Origin of the sequence: Mesorhizobium sp. IMUNJ 23232 (assembly GCF_044326205.1) — a bacterium.
Classification (GTDB): Bacteria; Pseudomonadota; Alphaproteobacteria; order Rhizobiales; family Rhizobiaceae; genus Kumtagia.
Genome location: NZ_JBIRCY010000032.1, coordinates 1 through 20,216, shown reverse-complemented (window position 1 = coordinate 20,216; position 20,216 = coordinate 1). Strand labels below are relative to the sequence as shown.

Genomic DNA, 20,216 nt, shown 5'->3' with positions numbered 1-20,216 from the left:
CCGGATTTGATAGGTGCAGACGATTCGAGGGAGGGCAGGGATGGCTGTTGAACTCAGGAAAGTGGCGTTGCCGGATTTTGGTCCACTCGGCAGCCAGCCGCAGGTGCCGGCGTCGACCTATGAGGCGCGGGCCAAGACAGCCTACGAACGCGCCGGCTGCGACTGGCTCGCCGTCTATGCCGACCGCGAGCATTTCGGAAACATCGTCTTCCTGACCGGTTTCGAGCCGCGTTTCGAGGAAGCGTTCCTGCTGCTCGGCCCGAAGGGCGAGCGCATTCTGCTCACGGGCAACGAGTCGGAAAGTTATGCATCGCTCGCCGGCCTCCCGGGCCTGACCGTGCTGATGGCCCAGTCGCTCAGTCTGATGGGGCAGGACCGGACGCGCCATCCTCGCCTCGCCGACAGGCTGCGCGATGCGGGCCTGCGCACAGGCGACAGCGTCGGGTTGGTCGGCTGGAAGTATCTGGAGCCGCAGGAGGATGACGAGCCGCAAGGCGCCTTCTTCGTGCCGGCCGTCCATGTCCGCATGTTCGAACGCCTGGTCGGCCCGGCCGGCACGCTCCGCGACGTCACCTCGATCCTGATGCATCCCGAGACCGGCCTGCGCGCTGTCATCGATGCCGACCAGATCGCCGCCTTCGAATGGGCCTCGACCCGCGTCTCGCTGGCGCTGTGGCGCATCGTTTCCGGCGTGCGCGAAGGAGACGACGAATTTTCGGCGGCCGCACGCATGAACTATGCCGGCGATCCGCTCAACGTCCACACAATGCTGGCGTCGGCCGGCCCCGGCGAGACAGTCATCGGCCTGCGCGGCCCGATCGGCCGAAAGTTTTCACGCGGCGACGGTGTTACCTCAGCCATCGGCTACTGGGGCGCCCTTTCGTCGCGCGCCGGCCTGTTCGATACCGGCAACGAAGCCTTCCAGAAAACCGCTTCCGCCTATTTCGAGGGATTGCTGGCCTGGTACGAGACCGCCGACATCGGCGTCACAGGCGGCTCGCTGTACGAGGCGGTCGTCGGCAAGCTTGAGGAAGGCGGGCTCCGCTCCGCGCTCAATCCCGGCCATCTGACCGGCCACGAGGAATGGATGCACAGCCCGGTGCGGCTCGGCTCGGCGGAAAAACTTGCCTCCGGCATGCCGTTCCAGGTCGACGTCATCCCGGTGCCGATGCCCGCTGGCTGGACGCTCAATTGCGAGGATCCCGTCACCTTCGCCGACCAGGGTTTGCGGGACGAGCTGAAATCGCGCCATCCGGAGTGCTTTGCGCGTATAAAAGCCCGCCGCGCCTTCATGCGCGATGAACTTGGCGTGGAGGTGCGCGAAAACATCCTGCCGCTGTCCTCGACGCCGCTCTGCCTGCCGCCCTTCTGGCTGAAGCCGGACCATCTTCTCGCGCGTACTTAGGGCACCGTCCCGCCGGTTCGAACCAGGCAAACGGTGCTATTCCGGGCTGCTCACGGGATCGTGACGCTGGCGTTCAGCCACCGTTTTCCGCGATGGAGACGACAGCAAATTCAGCGGCGAAACCCAGTTGTCGCCTGATATTCGCGCAGTATTCGCGCGACCGGTGCAGACGAAACCGTTGCGCCGTCAATGCGTTGTCAGGCTAGCCGGCGCATCTTTCTGGGGTTGTGCCGCATGGCGTGCCGTGACATGGAAAGAAAGCCGTGCCACAATTTGTACTCAATTTGTCCGCCAATAGCCTCTTCTTGATGCTGGAAGGGACGCCCGCACATGAGGGAGCCGCTTGAAATGGCAACGATCGCGCTTGTCGACGACGACCGTAACATCCTGACCTCTGTGTCGATCGCACTGGAGTCGGAAGGCTACCGCGTCGAGACCTATACCGATGGAGCCTCCGCGCTCGAGGGATTTGCGGCGCGACCGCCGAACCTCGCCATCCTCGACATCAAGATGCCGCGCATGGACGGCATGGAACTGCTGCGCCGGCTGCGCCAGAAGACCGACCTGCCGGTCATCTTCCTGACCTCCAAGGACGACGAGATCGACGAGCTTTTCGGCCTCAAGATGGGCGCCGACGACTTCATCAGAAAGCCCTTCTCGCAGCGGCTGCTGGTCGAGCGCGTGCGGGCCGTGCTGCGCCGCGCCAGCGCCCGCGAGGCGGCCGCCAAGACGCCCAGCCAGCAGGCGAAATCGCTGGAGCGCGGCCAACTCGTCATGGACCAGGAGCGCCACACCTGCACCTGGAAGGGCGAGCCGGTGACGCTCACCGTCACGGAGTTCCTGATCCTGCATTCGCTTGCCCAGCGCCCCGGCGTCGTCAAGAGTCGTGACGCGCTGATGGATTCGGCCTATGATGAGCAGGTTTATGTCGACGATCGCACCATCGACAGCCACATCAAGCGGCTTCGCAAGAAGTTCAAGGCTGTCGACGACGACTTCGAGATGATCGAGACGCTCTACGGCGTGGGCTACCGCTTCCGCGAGGCCTGAGCTGGCAGGACCGGTACGGGATGGCGATAGACTTGCAGCTAGAGAAACCGGCGGTCGCTGTGAAGCGGCCGCGCGGTTTTTTGGCGCGGGCGCTGGGCATGGTCACCGTGCCGATGCGCCGCTTCCTCGGCCATCACGTCTTCTCCAGCCTGACGCGCCGCATCCTCTTCCTCAACCTCGCCGGCCTTGCGGTTCTGGTCGCCGGCATCCTCTACCTCAACACCTTTCGCGACGGGCTAATCGACGCCCGCGTCGAGAGCTTGATGACGCAGGGCGAGATCATCGCCGGCGCCGTCGCTTCTTCCGCCACGGTCGAGACCGATTCGATCTCGATCGATCCGGAAAAGCTGCTGGAGTTGCAGGCCGGCGAGAGTCTCGGGCCGGGCAGCGACCAGCTCGACAATCTGGATTTCCCGATCAATCCGGAGCGGGTCGCGCCGCTGCTCAAGCGGCTGATCTCGCCGACCCGGACGCGCGCCCGCATCTACGACCGCGACGCCAACCTGCTGCTCGATTCGCGCCATCTCTATTCGCGCGGCCAGATCCTGCGCTATGACCTGCCGCCCGTCGACGATGAGCAACCCAGCTTCGCCGACCGGATCGAAAAATTCGTCTTCGACCTCTTTCGCGATTCCGAGCTTCCGATCTACCGCGAGCAGCCGGGCGGTAACGGCGCCGCCTATCCGGAAGTCATGAACGCGCTGAGCGGCAGTCCGTCGACCGTTGTGCGCGTCAGCGAGAAGGGCGAGGAGATTGTCTCGGTCGCCGTGCCGATCCAGCGGTTCCGTGCGGTGCTAGGCGTGCTGATGCTTTCGACCGAGGGCGGCGACATCGACAAGATCGTCGCGGCCGAGCGCAAGGCGATCCTGCGCGTCTTTGGCGTGGCGGCGCTGGTCATGGCGATCCTGTCCATGCTGCTCGCCTCCACCATCGCCAATCCGCTGCGGCGGCTGTCGGCGGCGGCGGTGCGGGTGCGGCGTGGCGTCAAGAGCCGCGAGGAGATCCCGGATTTCTCCGACCGCCAGGACGAGATCGGCAATCTGTCGGTCGCGGTGCGCGGCATGACCAACGCGCTCTACGCCCGCATCGAGGCCATCGAAAGTTTCGCAGCAGACGTCGCGCATGAACTGAAGAACCCCCTCACATCGTTGCGCAGCGCCGTGGAAACCTTGCCGATCGCCAAGAACGAGACCTCGCGCGGCCGGCTGATGGAAATCATCCAGCACGACGTGCGCCGCCTCGACCGGCTGATCACCGACATTTCCGACGCCTCGCGCCTCGACGCCGAGCTTGCCCGCGAGGATGCGGAGCCGGTGGATCTGAAGAAGCTGGTTTCGGATCTCGTGTCGGTGGCGCAGGAGGGGACAAGGCACAAGCGCAAGGTGGCGATCGAGTTCAAGGCGGCAAAACTGCCGCAGGGCGTGAAGAGCTATCATGTCATGGGCCACGATCTTCGGCTCGGACAGGTCATTACCAATCTCGTCGAGAATGCCCGTTCCTTCGTGCCTGAGGAGCGCGGCCACATCACGGTCACGCTGTCGCGCGCCGGGAAATTCAATGTGGTCACCGTCGACGACAACGGGCCTGGCATCCGCCCGGACGCCATCGATCGCATCTTCGAGCGGTTCTACACGGACCGTCCCTCCGCCGAGGCCTTCGGCCAGAATTCCGGTCTCGGCCTGTCGATCAGCCGCCAGATCGCCGAGGCGCATGGCGGCCGCCTGACGGCGGAAAACATCCCCGGCACCAAGCCCGGCGAGGTCCGGGGCGCGCGTTTTGTCATGACGCTGCCGGCGGAAGGTTAGGATCGCTGTTCCGTCGATGACGGCGTCCCTCCCGAACCTCCACGCCACCGCGATCGTCATCGGCGACAGGGGCGTCCTCATCCGCGGCGCTTCCGGTTCGGGCAAGACGACGCTGGCGCTGGCGGTGATCGCCGCCGCCAGAACGGCGGGGCGCCACGCCGCCCTGCTGGCCGATGACCAAGTGCTGCTATCTCCGCGCCAGGGCCGTCTCGCCTGCCTGGCTCCACCGGCGATCACCGGCCTCATCGAGGTGCGAGGACTGACGCCTCGGTTAGTTTCTCACGAACCATCGGCTGTCATCGATTTGCTGGTCACGCTGGTCGAGCAGGCGGACGCGCCGCGCTATTCGGAGGACCGCTGGAGCGAGATCGCCGGCTGCATGTTGCCGGAACTCTTGCTCGCCGCTCGCCGCGTCTCAAGCGCTCTGCCGGCGCTTCTTGCCCGGCTTTCGCTTCCTCCTTTCGGCTAAAACGTTGCAGTTGCCGCAAGGGACTGCGGCAAAATGGCATACCGCACTGCACTTTTGGGCTTGTCAACGCACGCCGGCTGGACAAGATGGCGCTCCCGCCCGGCGGTAGCCAGTGTATGGGAAACGCATGAAAGGGCGATGACGGGAGCCATGACGGAATGATCGGACTCGTGCTGGTGACGCACGGTCGGTTGGCGGAGGAATTCCGCAACGCCGTCGAACACGTCGTCGGAGCCCAGGAGAGCTTCGCCACGGTTTCGATCGGCGCCGACGACGACATGGAGCAGCGCCGCCAGGATATCGTCGACGCTGTGGCGCGCACCGATACCGGCGCCGGCGTCATCCTTTTGACCGATATGTTCGGCGGCACGCCCTCCAACCTTGCCATCTCGGTCATGGAACCGGGGCGCATCGAGGTCATCGCCGGCGTCAACCTGCCGATGCTGATAAAACTCTCCAGCGCCCGCAAGGCCGACGACATGACCAAGGCGCTGGAGCTGGCGCAACTCGCCGGCCGCAAATACATCAACGTCGCAAGCCAGATGCTGAGTGGCAAATGAGCATAGGAGCGGTTGTGACCGGAGGACCGATCAGCCGCGAACTTCTCATCGTCAACCAGCGAGGCCTTCACGCCCGCGCCTCGGCGAAATTCGTGCAGCTCGCTGCCGGCTTTCAGTCGTCCATCGAGGTCGAGAGGGACGGGGTGACGGTCGGCGGCACCTCGATCATGGGCCTGATGATGCTTGCCGCCAGCCCCGGCTGCTGCATCACGGTGACCGCCAGCGGGCCCGACGCCGCCGAGGCGGTGGATGCGCTCGCCAAGCTCGTTTCGGAGAAGTTCGGCGAGGAGGCTTAGCCGAATGGCTCTTATCGCCAAGGCGCTATGGTTTTTGTGCGGCTGCTTGATTTTTTTTATCGGTGTGCTGCTTATTACTGTTGCCGAGATCGAATATCCGTTGCTGGTTCTACCTGTTTGTTTCCTTTATATCGCGATCGTTTCCATTATCTGGCGTCGAATAGGCCCTCCGCGACGGCGCCGTAGGGCGAAAGGTCCCCGACCTTAACGTTCACAGAAGACATATCCGTATAAAGATTTCTTTATATCCCGTTGCCGCCCTGCCGGCTTTCTGCTAGTCAGGCGCCCATCAGGCCCGTTTCGGCACCGTGCCCGGGCCATTTCTGACCGGAGCGCTGACTATGGCGGACAAAAAGGACTACAAGGTCGCCGACCTTGCCCTCGCGGACTGGGGCCGCAAGGAAATCGAGATCGCGGAAACCGAGATGCCCGGCCTGATGGCCGCGCGCGAGGAATTCGGCGAGAGCAAGCCGCTCAAGGGCGCGCGCATCACCGGCTCGCTGCACATGACCATCCAGACGGCGGTGCTGATCGAGACGCTGAAGGCGCTCGGCGCCGAAATCCGCTGGGCCTCCTGCAACATTTTTTCCACTCAGGACCATGCCGCCGCTGCGATCGCTGCTGCCGGCATCCCGGTCTTCGCCGTCAAGGGCGAGACCCTGGAGGATTACTGGGACTATACCGACAAGATTTTCCAGTGGGCCGATGGCGGCCTTTCCAACATGATCCTCGACGATGGCGGCGATGCCACCATGTACATCCTCGTCGGTGCCCGCGCCGAGGCGGGAGAAGATGTGCTCTCCAACCCGCAGAGCGAGGAAGAGGAATATTTCGTCGCGCAGATCAAGAAGCGGCTCAAGGCTTCTCCGGGCTTCTTCACCAAGCAGCGCGAGGCGATCCGCGGCGTCACCGAGGAGACCACGACGGGCGTCAATCGCCTTTACCAGTTGCAGAAGAAGGGCCTGCTGCCTTTCCCGGCGATCAACGTCAACGACAGCGTCACCAAGTCGAAATTCGACAACAAATACGGCTGCAAGGAATCGCTGGTCGACGGCATCCGCCGCGGCACCGACGTGATGATGGCGGGTAAGGTGGCGATCGTCGCCGGCTACGGCGACGTCGGCAAGGGTTCGGCCGCTTCGCTGAAGGGCGCCGGCGCGCGGGTGAAAGTCACCGAGGCCGATCCGATCTGCGCGCTGCAGGCGGCCATGGACGGCTACGAGGTCGTCACGATGGACGACGCTGTCTCGACCGCCGACATCGTGATTACCGCGACCGGCAACAAGGACGTGCTGACGCTCGACCACATGCGGAAGCTGAAGGACATGGCGATCGTCGGCAACATCGGTCACTTCGACAATGAGATCCAGGTCGCGTCCTTGCGCAACCTGAGATGGACCAATGTCAAGCCGCAGGTCGACATGATCTCCTTCCCCGATGGCAAGCGGATGATCCTGCTTTCCGAGGGCCGCCTGCTCAATCTCGGCAACGCCACCGGCCATCCGAGCTTCGTCATGTCGGCGTCCTTCACCAACCAGGTGCTGGCGCAGATGGAGTTGTTCACCAAGCCCGGCAAGTACGAGAACAAGGTCTATGTGCTGCCGAAACACCTCGACGAAAAGGTCGCCCGGCTGCATCTCGACAAGCTCGGTGCGAGGCTCACGGAACTCAGCGGCGAGCAGGCCTCCTATATCGGCGTCACCCCGCAGGGACCGTTCAAGCCTGAACACTACAGGTACTGATTTCCGTTAACCAACATACAATATATGGAGCCGGACGATTGACTTTTCGCCCGGCTTTGTTTTTGCGCGGCAGGCTTCTTCACGTCGATTCGCCGACCCTGTATGTTGATCATGATTCGCGACGCTTACGGTCATTCTGACCGTCGAACCGAGAGGCGGGTTGGGGGCGGCGGGCGGCGGAGAGGACAGGAAATGCAGGGGGATAACCCGCTTCTCGCGGGCAAGGCCGGAACGGGCCTGTCGAGGGATTCGGAGGATGGCGGCGCTATCAGGCGGCGCGGCCGGTTCCGTCTCGACCGGACGCTTGCCGTCCTTCTGGGTGCCACGGCGATGTCGGCATCGCTCCCGCTGATGCCGGCGCTTGCGCAATCCAAGGGCATGGCGTTTTCCGTCAACACGGTCGAGGTCATCCAGCTTGCGGTCTTCGTCGGCGTCATGGGCGCAGCGCTGATCTCGGCGATCGTGATGATCCGGGAACGCGCCCGCACTGCCGCCGAAAACACCGAATTGCGCGCCCGCGTCGCCGACCTCAATGCCTCGGTGCAGCGCTCGGATGCACTGCTCAATCTGCGGGACCAGCGCCTCGTCGTGTGGGCGAGCGACCGCCAGAAGACGGATCTCGTCGGCGCCCTGCCGGCCGAGACCGGCGCTCCAGACGACCGGGCGGCGTTCCTCGCCTTCGGCCGCTGGCTGATGCCGCGCTCCGCCGCGGCACTCGACCATGCGATCATTGCGCTGCGCGAGAAGGCGGTGCCCTTCGACCTCACCGCCGAGACCAACACCGGCGTGCCCTTGGAGGTGCAGGGCCGCAAAACCGCCTCGCATGTCATCGTCCGCTTCACAAGCCTGTCGGAAAACCTGCGCGTGCAGGCGCGGCTGCGGCTGGAGAACCAGCGCCTCGCCGCCGACTACGACATCATGATCGGCCTGCTCGACGCCCTGAAGATGCCGTTCTGGCTGCGCTCCGCCGACGGGCGGCTGAAATGGGTCAACCGCGCTTATGCCGAGGCGGTCGAAAGTCCGAGCGGCGGCGACGCGGCGCGCGACAACAAGGAGTTTCTGGGCACGATCACCCGCGAATCCATCGCAGCGCATCACGAGAAGAACCGCGTCTTTGACCAGACGGTCTCCACCGTCGTGGCCGGCGACCGCCGTGTCTTCGCGGTCACCGACTTTTCCGCCGGAGAGGGTTCGGCCGGTCTAGCCTCCGATGTCAGCGCGGTGCAGACCGTTCGCGAGGAATTCGAGCGCATGGTGCGCAGCCACGCCGACACGCTCGACCAGTTGACCACTGCCGTCGCCATCTTCGACACCAAGGAAAAGCTGCGTTTCTTCAACCAGGCGTTCCAGAAGCTCTGGGGCCTCGAAGCCAATTTCCTCGAAAGCGCGCCCGACAATGCGCTGCTGCTCGACCGGCTGCGCAGCGACGGCAAGATCGCCGAGCAGCCGGAATGGCGGCGCTGGAAGGAAAACCTGCTTGACGCCTATCGCGCCGTCGATTCGCAGGAGCACTGGTGGCACCTTCCGGACGGCCGTACCATCCGCGTCGTCGCCAATCCGCAGCGCAATGGCGGGGTCACCTGGATTTTCGAGAACCTGACCGAGCGCATGAACCTCGAAAGCCGCTACAACACGGCGGTCCGCGTGCAGGGCGAGACGCTCGACAATCTGGCGGAGGGCGTCGCCGTGTTCGGGCCCGACGGCCGCATCCGGCTCGCCAACCCGGCCTTTGCCACGCTGTGGAAGCTGCCGGCCGACATCGTCGCGCAGAAGATGCATATTTCGGCCATCCAGGTCTGGTGCGACGCGCTGGCCGTCGCCAGCCCGTGGCGCGAATTCTCCGCCGCTGTCACCGGTTTCGACGACGAGCGCCGCGACCGCCACGGCCAGGCCGAGTTGAAGAGCGGCGTCGTCCTGCGCTACGCCATCATCCACCTGCCCAACGGCCAGGTGATGATGACCTTCGTCGATGTCACCGACAGTGTGAATGTCGAGCGCGCGCTGCTCGACAAGAACGATGCGCTGCAAAAGGCCGACCAACTCAAGAATGACTTTGTCCAGCACGTCTCCTACGAGCTGCGCTCGCCGCTCACCAACATCATCGGCTTCACCGAACTGCTGTCGCTGCCGGCCACCGGCCCGCTCTCGCCGCGCCAGCGCGAATATGTCGAGCACATCGGCTCCTCCTCCGCCGTGCTGCTGACGGTCGTCAACGACATCCTCGACCTTGCTACCGTCGATGCCGGCATCATGGAGCTCGAGATCTCCGAGGTGCGGGTCGACCGCACCGTTGCCGCCGCCGCAGAACTGATCGCCGACAGGCTGGAGGAACATTCCATCAAGCTGGCGATCGACACAGCGCGCGCGCCGGCAAGCTTCCACGGCGACGAGACGCGCATCCGCCAGATCCTCTACAACCTGCTCAGCAACGCCGTGAACTACGCCCCGGAGGCGAGCACCATCATGCTCGCCTGCCGCCGCACCGACTCCGGCGTGGAGTTTTCCGTTCATGACGATGGGCCGGGCATGGCGCCCGAAATCCTCGACACTGTCTTCCGCCGCTTCGAGCCGCGCATCAATGGCGGCCGCCGGCGCGGGGCGGGCCTGGGCCTTTCCATCGTCAAGAGTTTTGTCGAACTGCATGGCGGCACCGTGCGCATCGAGACAGGGACGGGGGCCGGCACCACGGTCGTCTGCCTCTTCCCTTTCGTCCCTTCGGGCGTCCGCGCCGCGGCTGAATAGGCTCCATGGCGCACGGCTCCCTCGAACGGTTCCTGCCGGACGATGCCGCGACGGCACGGCTCGGCGAGGATTTGGCGCTGGCCTTGCGCCCCGGCGATGTGTTGGCGCTCTCCGGCGATCTCGGCGCCGGCAAGACGGCGTTGGGCCGCGCGCTGATCCGCGTCAATGCCGGCGCACCCGACCTCGAAGTGCCGAGCCCGACCTTCACCCTCGTGCAGACCTATGATGGCCGCGTGCCGGTCGTCCATTTCGACCTGTACCGTCTCGGTTCGCCGTCCGAACTCGACGAGCTTGGCCTCGACGAGGCGCTGGCCGAGGGGGCTGCGGTCATCGAATGGCCAGACCGCGCGGGCGACCGGCTGCCGGCTGAGTCTGTTTCGGTCGCGCTTTCACACGAGGGCGAAGGCCGCCTTGCTGTGATCTCGGGCACCGGCCCCGCCTTCGACCGCGTGGTACGCTCCCTTGCGATCCGCGATTTTCTGGGACAGGCCGGCGCCGGCGAGGCAAAGCGCGTGCCGTTCCCAGGTGACGCCTCGGCGCGCGCCTATGAGACCATCCACGCCGAAAACCAGCCGCCGCGCGTGCTGATGAATTCGCCGCGCCTGGTCCTCGGACCGCCGGTCAAGGACGGAAAACCCTACGCCATCATCGCCCATACAGCGCAGACGGTCGCCGCTTTTGTCGCCATGGCCCGCGCGATACGCGAGCGGGGGATCGCTGCGCCCGAAGTGTTGGCCTCCGATCTCGACCGGGGTTTCCTGCTGCTAGAGCATCTTGGCGAGGGGGCGGTCCTCGATGCTACCGGCAGGCCGATTGCCGAACGCTATGCCGCCGCCAGCGAGTTGCTGGCGACGCTGCATGGCGATCCGTGGCCCGAAAAGCTCGAAGTCGCGTCGGGCATATTCCACAACGTGCCGCCCTTCGACCACGACGCGCTGATGATCGAGGTCGAGTTGCTGCTGGACTGGTATGTTCCCTGGAAAACGGGAGGTCCGGCGGACGCCAGCCTCCGCACTCGATTCGCCGACGCCTGGAATGAGGTCTTCGATCGCCTCGACCGTACCGAGCGGGGCATCGTGCTGCGGGACTATCACTCGCCGAACATCATCTGGCGCGCCGGCCGTTCAGGGTCGGACCGGCTGGGCATCCTCGATTTCCAGGACGCCATGATCGGGCCTTCGGCCTATGATATCGCTTCGCTCGCGATGGACGCGCGGGTTACCATATCGGAGGAAATCGAGCGCTCGACAGTTGCCGCGTATGTCGCGGCGCGCCATGCGAAGGGTGGTTTCGACGAGCAAAATTTTCGTGAGGCCTATGCCATCACCGCTGTGCAGCGGAACACCAAAATCCTCGGAATCTTCGTGCGCCTCGACAAGCGCGACGGTAAGCCGGCCTATCTGAGGCACCTGTCGCGCATCCGCGCCTATCTGCGCCGCGCGCTTGTGCATCCGGCGCTGGCGCCGGTCGCGGCCCTGTATGAAGAGCACGGCCTGCTCTCGGAGGATGAATGAGCGCCGCGCCGAAGACAGCCATGGTGCTTGCTGCCGGGCACGGCGTGCGCATGCGGCCGATTACCGACAATTTGCCGAAGCCTTTGGTGCGGATTGCAGGAAAAACCCTGCTCGACTGGGGACTGGACAGCCTCGCCGCCGCTGGGGTCGAGACGGCCGTCGTCAATGTTCACTATCTCCCCGACCAGATCGTCGCCCATGTCGCGTCGCGGAAAATGCCGAAGGTCGTGATTTCCGACGAACGTGCCGGCCTTCTCGATTCGGCAGGCGGTATCGTCAAGGCGCTGAAGACGCTCGGGCCGGAGCCGTTCTTCATCCTCAACGCCGATACGTTCTGGATCGACCGGGGTGCATCGAATCTCGCGCGGCTGGCCGCTGAATGGGATGCGGCACGGATGGATATTTTACTGATGCTTGCCGATCTCGAATCGGCCACCGGCCACAGCGGTGGGGTCGATTTCCTGCGCGACGCGGATGGGAGGCTCACCCGCGCGGCCGGCGCCACCTCCGGCTTCATCTATGCCGGCGCGGCCCTCATTCATCCGCGACTCTTTGCCGGCAAACCTATCGAAAAATCCTCACTCAATCGCTATTTCGATGAAGCGATTGCCAGGGGGCGGTTGTTCGGCCTGCCGCTGGCGGGAAGCTGGATTACGGTCGGCACACCGGATGCGATTGCGCCGGCCGAGGCGGCGGTAGCCAGGGCCAAGGCCGGAAAAGAATAGCGGCGAGGTCCTTACGCAAGCGAAGTGCTTTGAGGCTGCCCCAGGGTGCGGCTAAGCTGCGACTCGCCATGATCGGATCGTTTCTCGCTGCATGACCCCCCGCGCAAACCCCTGTGTGCTCTCCATTACGCCTGGCGTGCCGTTCCTGCCGGCGCTTGCCGAAGCGCTGGTCGAGGGCCGCCTCGTCCCCGATTTCCGCCCGGGCGCCGATCCGCTGGCGCTTGCCGACGTTACGATCTACGTTCCAACCCGCCGCGCCGCGCGTGAACTTCGTACCGTCTTCGTGGAGCGCGCTGGCGGCCAATCGGCCATCCTGCCCACCGTCCGTCCGCTCGGCGAGTTCGACGAGGATGGCGCGTCCTTCTTCGCCGCGGAATCCGCCGCGCTCGACCTTGCACCGCCGATCTCCGCGGTCGACCGCCTATTGCTGCTGGCCCCTTTGGTGCAGCGCTGGAAGAAGAACCTCCCGGCCCATGTCGCGGCAAAATTCGAGGAGGAGGTCGTCGTGCCGGCCTCCGCCGCCGACTCGATCTGGCTGGCCCGCGATCTGGCAGCGCTCATCGACGAGGTCGAGACCGAGCACGCAGAATGGTCGAAGCTTGGCGGGCTGGTCGATGGCGAGCTTGCCGGCTGGTGGCAGGTGACGCTGGATTTCCTCGCCATCGTCACCGCGCATTGGCCGGATATTCTGGCCGGCCGCCAGCGCTCCAATCCGGCCGCGCATCGCAATGCGCTCATCCTCGCCGAAGCGGCGCGGCTGAAGGCGCATCCGCCGGCCGGTCCGGTGATCGCCGCTGGCTCCACTGGCTCCATCCCCGCCACCGCCGAACTGCTTGCCGCCGTCGCCCGGCTGCCGCGCGGTGCCGTCGTTCTGCCGGGGCTGGATAGTGCGATGGATGAACAGTCCTGGAACGTGCTGGCTGACCTTGCGCCCGAACCTGCCGTGCTTGGTCACCCGCAATTCGGTCTGGCAAAACTGTTGCGGCGCATTGGAGTTTTGCGCGCCGATGTCGAGGAGATCGCTGCGGCGCCGTCCGCTCTTGCCCGACGCGGCCTGATCGTCGGCGAGGCGTTTCGCCCGGCGAACACGACGGACGCCTGGTCGCGGCGCCGCGCCGATTTTGCCGATGCGGACATCGCAGACGCCTTTTCCGACGTGGCGCTGGTCGAGGCTGCCAACGAGCGCGACGAGGCCGTGGCCATCGCCATAGCCTTGCGTCGTGCGGTGGAGATACCGGAGCGCACCGCAGCCCTTGTCACCGGCGACCGCGATCTCGCGCGCCGCGTCTCGGCCGAACTCTTGCGTTTCGGTATCCGCGCCGACGATTCCGGCGGCACGCCTCTGTCCGGCACGCCGCCGGCCGCCTTGCTGGTGCTGATGCTGCGTGCCGTCTTCCAGCCTGGCGATCCGGTGCCCGCGTTGGCGCTGCTTAAGCATCCACTGCTGTCGCTTGGCCTGGGTCGCGCCAAGGTGCGGCGTGCTGCCGAAGTAATTGAACTTGTCGCGCTGCGCGGCGGTTACGGCCGTCCGGACATTTCCGGGCTTTCCGAACTGTTCGATGAACGCCTGGCCGAACTCGCAGGCGACCGCCGCGCGCCCTTCTGGTTCACGCGGATTTCGGCCGGCGACATCGAGGGTGCGCGGGCCGTTGCCGCCGCGCTGAAGCTGGCGCTGGCGCCGCTCGCCGGGAAAATGGAGGGCGATGAGGTCCCGCTATCCGAGATTGTGCTTGCATCCGTCACGGCGCTGGAAAACCTCGGGCGCGGGGCCGATGGCGGGCTGGACACGCTTTATGCCGGCGATGCCGGCGAGAAACTGGCGGAGTTTCTGCGCGGACTGGTGTCGGCGGACGCCGCCTTTCCGTTTGCGCCGCGCGAGTGGCCGGATGTTTTCGACGCGCTGATCGGCCCGGAAGCGGTCAAGCCGGCCTTGGGATCGGACAGCCGTGTCTCGATCTGGGGAGCACTCGAGGCGCGGCTGCTGTCTCCTGATACGCTGGTGGTTGGAGGGTTGAACGAGGGCGTCTGGCCGCGCAAGGCTGTGTCCGACCGCTTCATGTCGCGGGTCATGAAGGCCGGCCTCGACCTCGAACCGCCGGAACGGCGCATCGGCCAATCGGCGCATGATTTCCAGATGGCGCTCGGTGTCGAAAAGCTCATCCTCACGCGCTCCGCCCGGTCGGGCGACGCGCCGGCCGTCGCCTCGCGCTGGCTGCAGCGGATCCTGACCTTCGCGGGCGAGGGCGAGGCGGCGCGCCTGCGGGCTCGCGGCGCCGAGCTTCTTGCCTGGGCGCGAACACTGGATACGCGGCAGGAAGACGATCTGGCAGCGCGGCCCAATCCCAAGCCTCCGATCGAGGTCCGGCCAAAGCATTTTTCGGTCACCGAGATCGAGACGCTACGCCGCGACCCCTACGCGATCTACGCCCGCCGCATCCTCGACCTTTTCGCCATCGATCCGCTGGTGCGCGATCCCGGCGCGGCCGAGCGCGGCACGCTGTTCCACGAAATCCTGCACCGTTTCTCCGCCTCCGGTGTCGACCCGGCATCGGCGCAGGCGTTCGACACGCTTCTCACCGCCGGTCGTGAATGCTTCGCCGAATTCGACCTGCCCGAAGATGTCGCCGCGGTCTGGTGGCCGCGCTTCGAGCGGCTGGCGATGAACATCATCGAATGGGAGGCCGGCCGTGCCAACAGTGTCCAGTCGCGCCTGCCCGAGGCCCGTGCCGCGCGCACGCCGATCGGACGGACAGGGGTGACGCTCTCCGGTTATGCTGACCGGATCGATCTTTTGCCGGCAAACATGGTCGACATTCTCGACTACAAGACCGGCTCCTCGCCGTCCAAAATCCAGGCGCACCGGCTGATCGCGCCGCAACTGTCGCTGGAGGCGGCGCTTCTGAGGCGCGGCGCCTTCGCCGATATCGGACAGCGCGAGCCGGCCGACCTCGCCTATATCCGCCTGAAGGCCAATGGCGAGGTGGTTCCGGAATCGATCCTGAGCATCAGGGGCAGCGACCGCTCCGCCGCCGATCTCGCTGAAGATTCGTGGGCGCGGCTGGAACGCCTGCTCGACCACTATGCGCTTGCCTCGACCGGTTATTTGTCGCGGGCGCTGCCATTCCGCGAGGGCGATATGGACGGCGACTACGACCACCTCGCCCGCGTGCTCGAATGGTCGGCCGGCGGCGAGGATGCGGCGGAGGCTGGCGACCCATGAAACGCCACTATCCCGTCCCCGAGGCCACCAAGCGCTTCCAAGCCACAGCCTCCGACCCGCGCCATTCCGCCTGGGTGTCGGCCAATGCCGGCTCGGGCAAGACGCATGTGCTGTCGCAGCGCGTCATCCGCCTGCTGCTGGAGGACACCGATCCCTCGCGCATCCTCTGCCTGACCTATACGCGCGCGGCCGCCGCCAACATGTCGAATCGCGTTTTTTCCACCCTGTCCGAATGGGCCATGCTCGGCGACGATGCGCTGGCGGAAAAAATCGAGGCGATGGAGGGCGAAAAACCCGGCCGCGAAAAGCTTGCGCGTGCCCGCAAACTGTTTGCCCGCGCGCTGGAGACGCCGGGCGGGCTGAAGATCCAGACCATCCATGCCTTCTGCGAATCGGTGCTGCACCAGTTTCCGCTGGAGGCAAACATTGCTGCGCATTTCGAGATGCTCGACCCGCTTGAGGAGGAGGCGCTGTTCGGAGCGGCCAGGCGCGAGCTTTTGACCGGCGCGATGGGCGCCGACAAGCCGCAGCTCAGGGAGGCCTTCGCCTGGGTGCTGGAACGCGGCGGCGAGGCGGGGCTCGACGCGCTGCTGTCGGAAATCCTGCGCAACCGCGACGGGCTGCGCCGCTTCATCGATGCGGTCGCCGTCGACGATCCGCCCTATGCCGGCCTCTATGCCGAGTTCGGCTTCGAGCCAAGCGAAACCGCGGCTTCGGTCGCTGAAAAAGTTTGGCCGCTACATGGTTTTCCGCCTGCCTATATTGAAGCCTTTGCGCAGACAGCCGAGGCGCTGGACGCACGCCGAGCGCTGGAGCGCATCGTTCCTGCCACGCGCATGGCGATGGCCGAGGCCGATCCGGAGCGGCGGCTATCGATGCTCGCCGAAGGGTTTCTGAACAACAAGGGCGAGCCCTATAGCCTTGGCTGGCTGTTCAACAAGGCGCTGCTGTCCGGCCTGCCGCGCCTGCCGGAGCGCTACGAGGCGGCCTGCGCGGCGATCCTTGCTGCAGGAGACCGTCTGGCGCACCTGCGCATGGTGGAAAACACCCGAGCCGCGCTGACCATCGCCGACTGGCTGATCGGCCGTTACGAGCAGTTGAAGACCGGCCGCGGGTTCCTCGATTTCAACGACCTGATCACCCGCACCGTGCGCCTGCTCGCCCGCCAGGATGCCGGTCCCTGGGTGCTCTACAAGCTCGACAAGGGCATCGACCATATTCTGATCGACGAGGCGCAGGATACCAGCCCCGACCAGTGGAGCGTGGTGCGCCGCCTGGCGGAAGAATTCTTCGCCGGCGCCGGTGCCCGCGACAATGTCCGACGCACGGTGTTCGCCGTCGGTGACGAAAAGCAGTCGATCTATTCCTTCCAGGGCGCCGCTCCGGAAGCTTTCGCCGAAAGCGGCCGCGTCTTCTCGGAAAGGGTACGCGACGCCGAGGGTAGTTTCGAGCACGTGCGGCTCAACCTGTCCTTCCGCTCCACCGACGATGTGCTGGGCGCGGTCGACCGCGTATTCGCCGCTGACCAGGCGCGGCGAGGTCTTACCTTCGCCGACGATCCGGTCGAGCACGCCGCCATCCGCACCGGTGCACCGGGCTATGTCGAGGTGTGGCCGTCTCTCGGCGCCGACACGGTCGAGGAACCTGACGACTGGACAACAGCCATCGACCACGCCACCGCGCCGGCCGTGCGACTGGCCGAGACCATCGCCAAGACAATCAACCACTGGCTGAAGTCCGGCGAAGTCATCGAGGGCAGTGGCAAGCGGCTTGGTCCCGGTGATGTGCTGGTGCTGGTGCGCAAGCGCGGCAGTTTTGTCAACGCGCTGGCCAAGAGCCTGAAGGACCGCCACATCCCGGTCGCCGGCGCCGACCGGCTCAGCCTGCCGGCCCACATCGCCATCAAGGACATGATCGCGCTCGGCCGCTTCGTGCTCCAGCCGGAGGACGACCTGTCGCTCGCCGCCGTTCTGAAGAGCCCCGTCTTCGGCCTCTCGGAGGACGCACTGTTCTCGCTGGCTGCCGGGCGGCCAGAAGGCACGTCGCTTTTTGAAATCGTAAAGAATCGTTCCGCATCCGATTCGATGCTTGCCGGCATTGCGACAAGCCTCGACAACTGGGCCAACGAAGCGGCCTTCCGCCGGCCCTTCGAGTTCTATTCCGGCGTGTTCGGCCGCGACGGCGTACGGGCAAAGATGGTTGCGAGGCTCGGCCAGGAAGCGGGGGACATCCTCGACGAATTCCTGAATTTCGCGCTGGCCCAGGAAAAGACCGGCCTGCCCGGCCTGGAAACCTTCCTCGCCACGCTGCAGTCGGCCGCTCCCGAGATCAAGCGCGAGATGGACCAGACGCGCGACGAGGTGCGCATCATGACCGTTCACGCCGCTAAGGGCCTCGAGGCGCCGGTGGTGTTCCTGGTCGACGGCGGCTCGCAGCCCTTCAGCCCGCAGCACCTGCCGCGGCTGATCCCGTTTGCGCCGAAGGGCGAGCTCGCGGGAATGCGTGGCTACCTCTGGCGCGCGCCGGGCGAGACGCCGGCCGGTTTTGCTCGCCAGATCGAAGCCGACATTGGCGGCCGCGCCGATGATGAATACCGCCGCTTGCTTTATGTCGGCATGACGCGGGCCGAGGACCGGTTGATCGTCTGTGGCTTCCATGGCCACCGTCCGCCGCCACCGACCACCTGGCATTCGCTGGTCAGCGCAGCGCTCACCGGTGCGCCCGAAACCACCGAAATCGATCATCCCGGCGCGGGAAAAGTCTTCCGCTTCCGTCTGAACAGCGGCGCCGGTTTTGCGCCCGAGGTGCCGGAAGCGTCGGACGCCCCGCAAGCCTCGCCCTTCCCACAAAGCCTGCTCACCCCCCTGCCGCCGGCGAAAACCTTGCCGCGTCCGCTGGCGCCGTCCGGGGCGTCGTCGCTGCTGATCGAGACGGAGCCAGCGGTCGTGTCCGGCCGCTCGCCGGTGCTCGACGCCGAGGACGAGCCCGGCTTCGCGGTGGCGCGCGGCATCGTCCTTCACAAGCTTCTCCAGGTTTTGCCCGACCTCGCCGAGGCCGAGCGTGAGCCGGCGGCCCGCCGCTACCTCGCCCGTGCCGCTGCCGACTGGCCCGATATCGAGCGCGATAGGGCGCTGGCCTCTGTGCTCGCCATCCTTGATGCGGAAAAATTCCGACCGCTATTTTTGCCCGGCTCGCGGGGCGAGGTGGCGCTGATGGGTCACGTCGAGATGCGCGGCGAGAAGCGGGCCGTCTCCGGCAAGATCGACCGCCTTGCGGTGACGGAGCGAGAGGTGCTGATCGTCGACTACAAGACCAATCGGCCCGCTCCGCACGGGCTGGACGCCGTTCCACCGGCCTATGTCGCGCAGCTCGCGCTCTACCGCGCCCTGCTCCAGCCGGTCTATCCGGAAAAAACCGTGTCCGCCGCACTACTGTTCACCGAGGCGCCGCGCCTCGTCGTGCTGCCGGCTGCGGCCATGGACGAAGCCCTTGTCCGACTCACCAAGGCGTGAAACAACCGGTGCTTGACTGGCGGCGCGCCAGACACCACATCTGGTGCGACTTCGAACCCGAAAGGATTTTTCAGGATGGCCACCGTCAAGGTCGACAACAACAATTTCAAGGCCGATGTCCTCGACGCGGCGTCGCCGGTCGTGGTGGATTTCTGGGCGGAATGGTGCGGCCCCTGCAAGATGATCGGCCCGTCGCTGGAAGAGATTGCGACCGAGCTCGCCGGCAAGGTGAAGATCGCAAAACTCAACATCGACGAGAATCCCGAGCTCGCCGCCCAGTTCGGCGTCCGCTCGATCCCGACGCTGATGATCTTCAAGGGCGGCGAAGTGGCCGACATGAAGGTCGGCGCCCTGCCGAAGACCGCGCTGTCTCACTGGATCAACGGCGCCGTCGCCTGATTCGGCCGATCCTTTCTCCACGTAAATCAGCCCGGCCACGCGCCGGGCTTTTTTTACGCCTGATATCAACGGCGTTTGAGATTGAACGATTGATAGCGCGTCCTTCGAGGCTCACCCGCCGAGCGTCGAGTCCGACCTGTCGGCGTCGGCGAAGAGTCTCCGGCCTTGGAAGGCTTGCCAGGGAATCGGGTGGCTCGGCGTCGAGGGGCGCCAAGTATCAGTCATCGTCGGGGGTCAGTTGCAGGATACGGGGTGCGCCGCTGCGATTCTGCGCGTTCACTCTCCGCCACATTCATGCCGCAATTCGCTTTTTTGGAGCACGCGAATTTATGGCGCCCGGCGCCATTTCCCGCAGGAACCTGCTTCTTCGCCGCGACGGATCCGGGCAGGATCGGGCATTTTCGGGCAGGTCCAACACAACCGCCGCGACGGCCGGAACGGTTTGTGCCTGGGACCGGTAAGCAGACTTAGTGTCCGTCCGGGGACTTTGTGAGCGGGCAGAATCGGTTGTCGGATTTTGAGTTTCTGGTTTTGGATCGGTTGTGATTCCTTGTTCGGCATGATTCGAGAAGGAATGGTGCGCCGATGTGGACCGCCGAGAACCGGGCTCGCTACAACCGTGATCATCTGCGTTATCCGAGCGATCTGACCGATGAGGAATGGGCGCTGATCGAACCGCTGATCCCGCCCGGCAGGCCAGGCGGCGGCAAGCGGAGCGTGAAGCTGCGCGAGGTGGTCAATGGGCTGATGTATGTGTTGTCGACCGGTTGCCAGTGG

The 20,216-nt window shown here is 65.4% G+C and carries 14 protein-coding genes; all 14 read left to right on the top strand.

The annotated features are described in order from the left end of the window. Window positions 1-40 precede the first annotated feature (40 nt). A complete protein-coding gene (locus ACH196_RS21945; RefSeq protein WP_396649064.1) occupies window positions 41-1,405 on the top strand; it encodes a Xaa-Pro aminopeptidase in 1,365 nt (454 codons plus the stop codon). 348 nt (window positions 1,406-1,753) lie between these two features. Further along, entirely contained in the window at window positions 1,754-2,455 is a 702-nt protein-coding gene (locus ACH196_RS21940) for a response regulator transcription factor (protein ID WP_396649063.1), read from the top strand. Window positions 2,456-2,475: 20 nt separating this feature from the next. Beyond that, entirely contained in the window at window positions 2,476-4,260 is a 1,785-nt protein-coding gene (locus ACH196_RS21935) for a stimulus-sensing domain-containing protein (RefSeq protein ID WP_396649062.1), read from the top strand. Window positions 4,261-4,276: 16 nt separating this feature from the next. After that, a complete protein-coding gene (locus ACH196_RS21930; RefSeq protein WP_396649061.1) occupies window positions 4,277-4,729 on the top strand; it encodes an HPr kinase/phosphorylase in 453 nt (150 codons plus the stop codon). A gap of 158 nt (window positions 4,730-4,887) precedes the next feature. Continuing rightward, window positions 4,888-5,289, top strand: a complete 402-nt coding sequence (locus tag ACH196_RS21925; protein WP_396649060.1) for a PTS sugar transporter subunit IIA — start codon at window positions 4,888-4,890, stop codon at window positions 5,287-5,289. Continuing rightward, on the top strand, window positions 5,286-5,585 hold the full coding sequence (locus ACH196_RS21920) for an HPr family phosphocarrier protein (protein WP_396649059.1): 300 nt from the start codon (window positions 5,286-5,288) through the stop codon (window positions 5,583-5,585). The genes ACH196_RS21925 and ACH196_RS21920 overlap by 4 nt, the downstream gene beginning before the upstream one ends. Before the next feature lie 341 nt (window positions 5,586-5,926). Continuing rightward, on the top strand, window positions 5,927-7,327 hold the full coding sequence (ahcY, locus tag ACH196_RS21915; protein ID WP_396649058.1) for an adenosylhomocysteinase: 1,401 nt from the start codon (window positions 5,927-5,929) through the stop codon (window positions 7,325-7,327). A 192-nt stretch (window positions 7,328-7,519) separates the two neighbouring features. Then, entirely contained in the window at window positions 7,520-10,069 is a 2,550-nt protein-coding gene (locus tag ACH196_RS21910; RefSeq protein ID WP_396649057.1) for an ATP-binding protein, read from the top strand. Window positions 10,070-10,074: 5 nt separating this feature from the next. Next, window positions 10,075-11,583, top strand: a complete 1,509-nt coding sequence (gene tsaE / locus ACH196_RS21905) for a tRNA (adenosine(37)-N6)-threonylcarbamoyltransferase complex ATPase subunit type 1 TsaE (RefSeq protein WP_396649056.1) — start codon at window positions 10,075-10,077, stop codon at window positions 11,581-11,583. Continuing rightward, the gene (locus ACH196_RS21900) at window positions 11,580-12,308 is read left to right on the top strand and encodes a nucleotidyltransferase family protein (RefSeq protein ID WP_396649055.1); all 729 of its coding nucleotides are present in this window, start codon (window positions 11,580-11,582) and stop codon (window positions 12,306-12,308) included. The genes tsaE and ACH196_RS21900 overlap by 4 nt, the downstream gene beginning before the upstream one ends. Window positions 12,309-12,399: 91 nt before the next feature. Continuing rightward, window positions 12,400-15,528, top strand: a complete 3,129-nt coding sequence (gene addB, locus ACH196_RS21895; protein WP_396649054.1) for a double-strand break repair protein AddB — start codon at window positions 12,400-12,402, stop codon at window positions 15,526-15,528. Beyond that, window positions 15,525-19,040, top strand: a complete 3,516-nt coding sequence (gene addA, locus ACH196_RS21890; RefSeq protein ID WP_396649053.1) for a double-strand break repair helicase AddA — start codon at window positions 15,525-15,527, stop codon at window positions 19,038-19,040. The genes addB and addA overlap by 4 nt, the downstream gene beginning before the upstream one ends. Before the next feature lie 75 nt (window positions 19,041-19,115). After that, window positions 19,116-19,439 (top strand): thioredoxin, encoded by a 324-nt coding sequence (trxA, locus tag ACH196_RS21885; RefSeq protein ID WP_396649052.1) that lies wholly within the window; start codon window positions 19,116-19,118, stop codon window positions 19,437-19,439. A gap of 585 nt (window positions 19,440-20,024) precedes the next feature. After that, window positions 20,025-20,216: transposase (locus tag ACH196_RS21880; RefSeq protein ID WP_396647233.1), on the top strand; the 192-nt coding region annotated here is incomplete at its 3' end.

Bases quoted from the DNA above. Each gene is read 5' to 3' on its own strand.
- ACH196_RS21945 (WP_396649064.1), top strand. From the start codon at position 41: ATGGCTGTTGAACTCAGGAAAGTGGCGTTGCCGGATTTTGGTCCACTC.
- ACH196_RS21940 (WP_396649063.1), top strand. From the start codon at position 1,754: ATGGCAACGATCGCGCTTGTCGACGACGACCGTAACATCCTGACCTCT.
- ACH196_RS21935 (WP_396649062.1), top strand. From the start codon at position 2,476: ATGGCGATAGACTTGCAGCTAGAGAAACCGGCGGTCGCTGTGAAGCGG.
- ACH196_RS21930 (WP_396649061.1), top strand. From the start codon at position 4,277: ATGACGGCGTCCCTCCCGAACCTCCACGCCACCGCGATCGTCATCGGC.
- ACH196_RS21925 (WP_396649060.1), top strand. From the start codon at position 4,888: ATGATCGGACTCGTGCTGGTGACGCACGGTCGGTTGGCGGAGGAATTC.
- ACH196_RS21920 (WP_396649059.1), top strand. From the start codon at position 5,286: ATGAGCATAGGAGCGGTTGTGACCGGAGGACCGATCAGCCGCGAACTT.
- ahcY (WP_396649058.1), top strand. From the start codon at position 5,927: ATGGCGGACAAAAAGGACTACAAGGTCGCCGACCTTGCCCTCGCGGAC.
- ACH196_RS21910 (WP_396649057.1), top strand. From the start codon at position 7,520: ATGCAGGGGGATAACCCGCTTCTCGCGGGCAAGGCCGGAACGGGCCTG.
- tsaE (WP_396649056.1), top strand. From the start codon at position 10,075: ATGGCGCACGGCTCCCTCGAACGGTTCCTGCCGGACGATGCCGCGACG.
- ACH196_RS21900 (WP_396649055.1), top strand. From the start codon at position 11,580: ATGAGCGCCGCGCCGAAGACAGCCATGGTGCTTGCTGCCGGGCACGGC.
- addB (WP_396649054.1), top strand. From the start codon at position 12,400: ATGACCCCCCGCGCAAACCCCTGTGTGCTCTCCATTACGCCTGGCGTG.
- addA (WP_396649053.1), top strand. From the start codon at position 15,525: ATGAAACGCCACTATCCCGTCCCCGAGGCCACCAAGCGCTTCCAAGCC.
- trxA (WP_396649052.1), top strand. From the start codon at position 19,116: ATGGCCACCGTCAAGGTCGACAACAACAATTTCAAGGCCGATGTCCTC.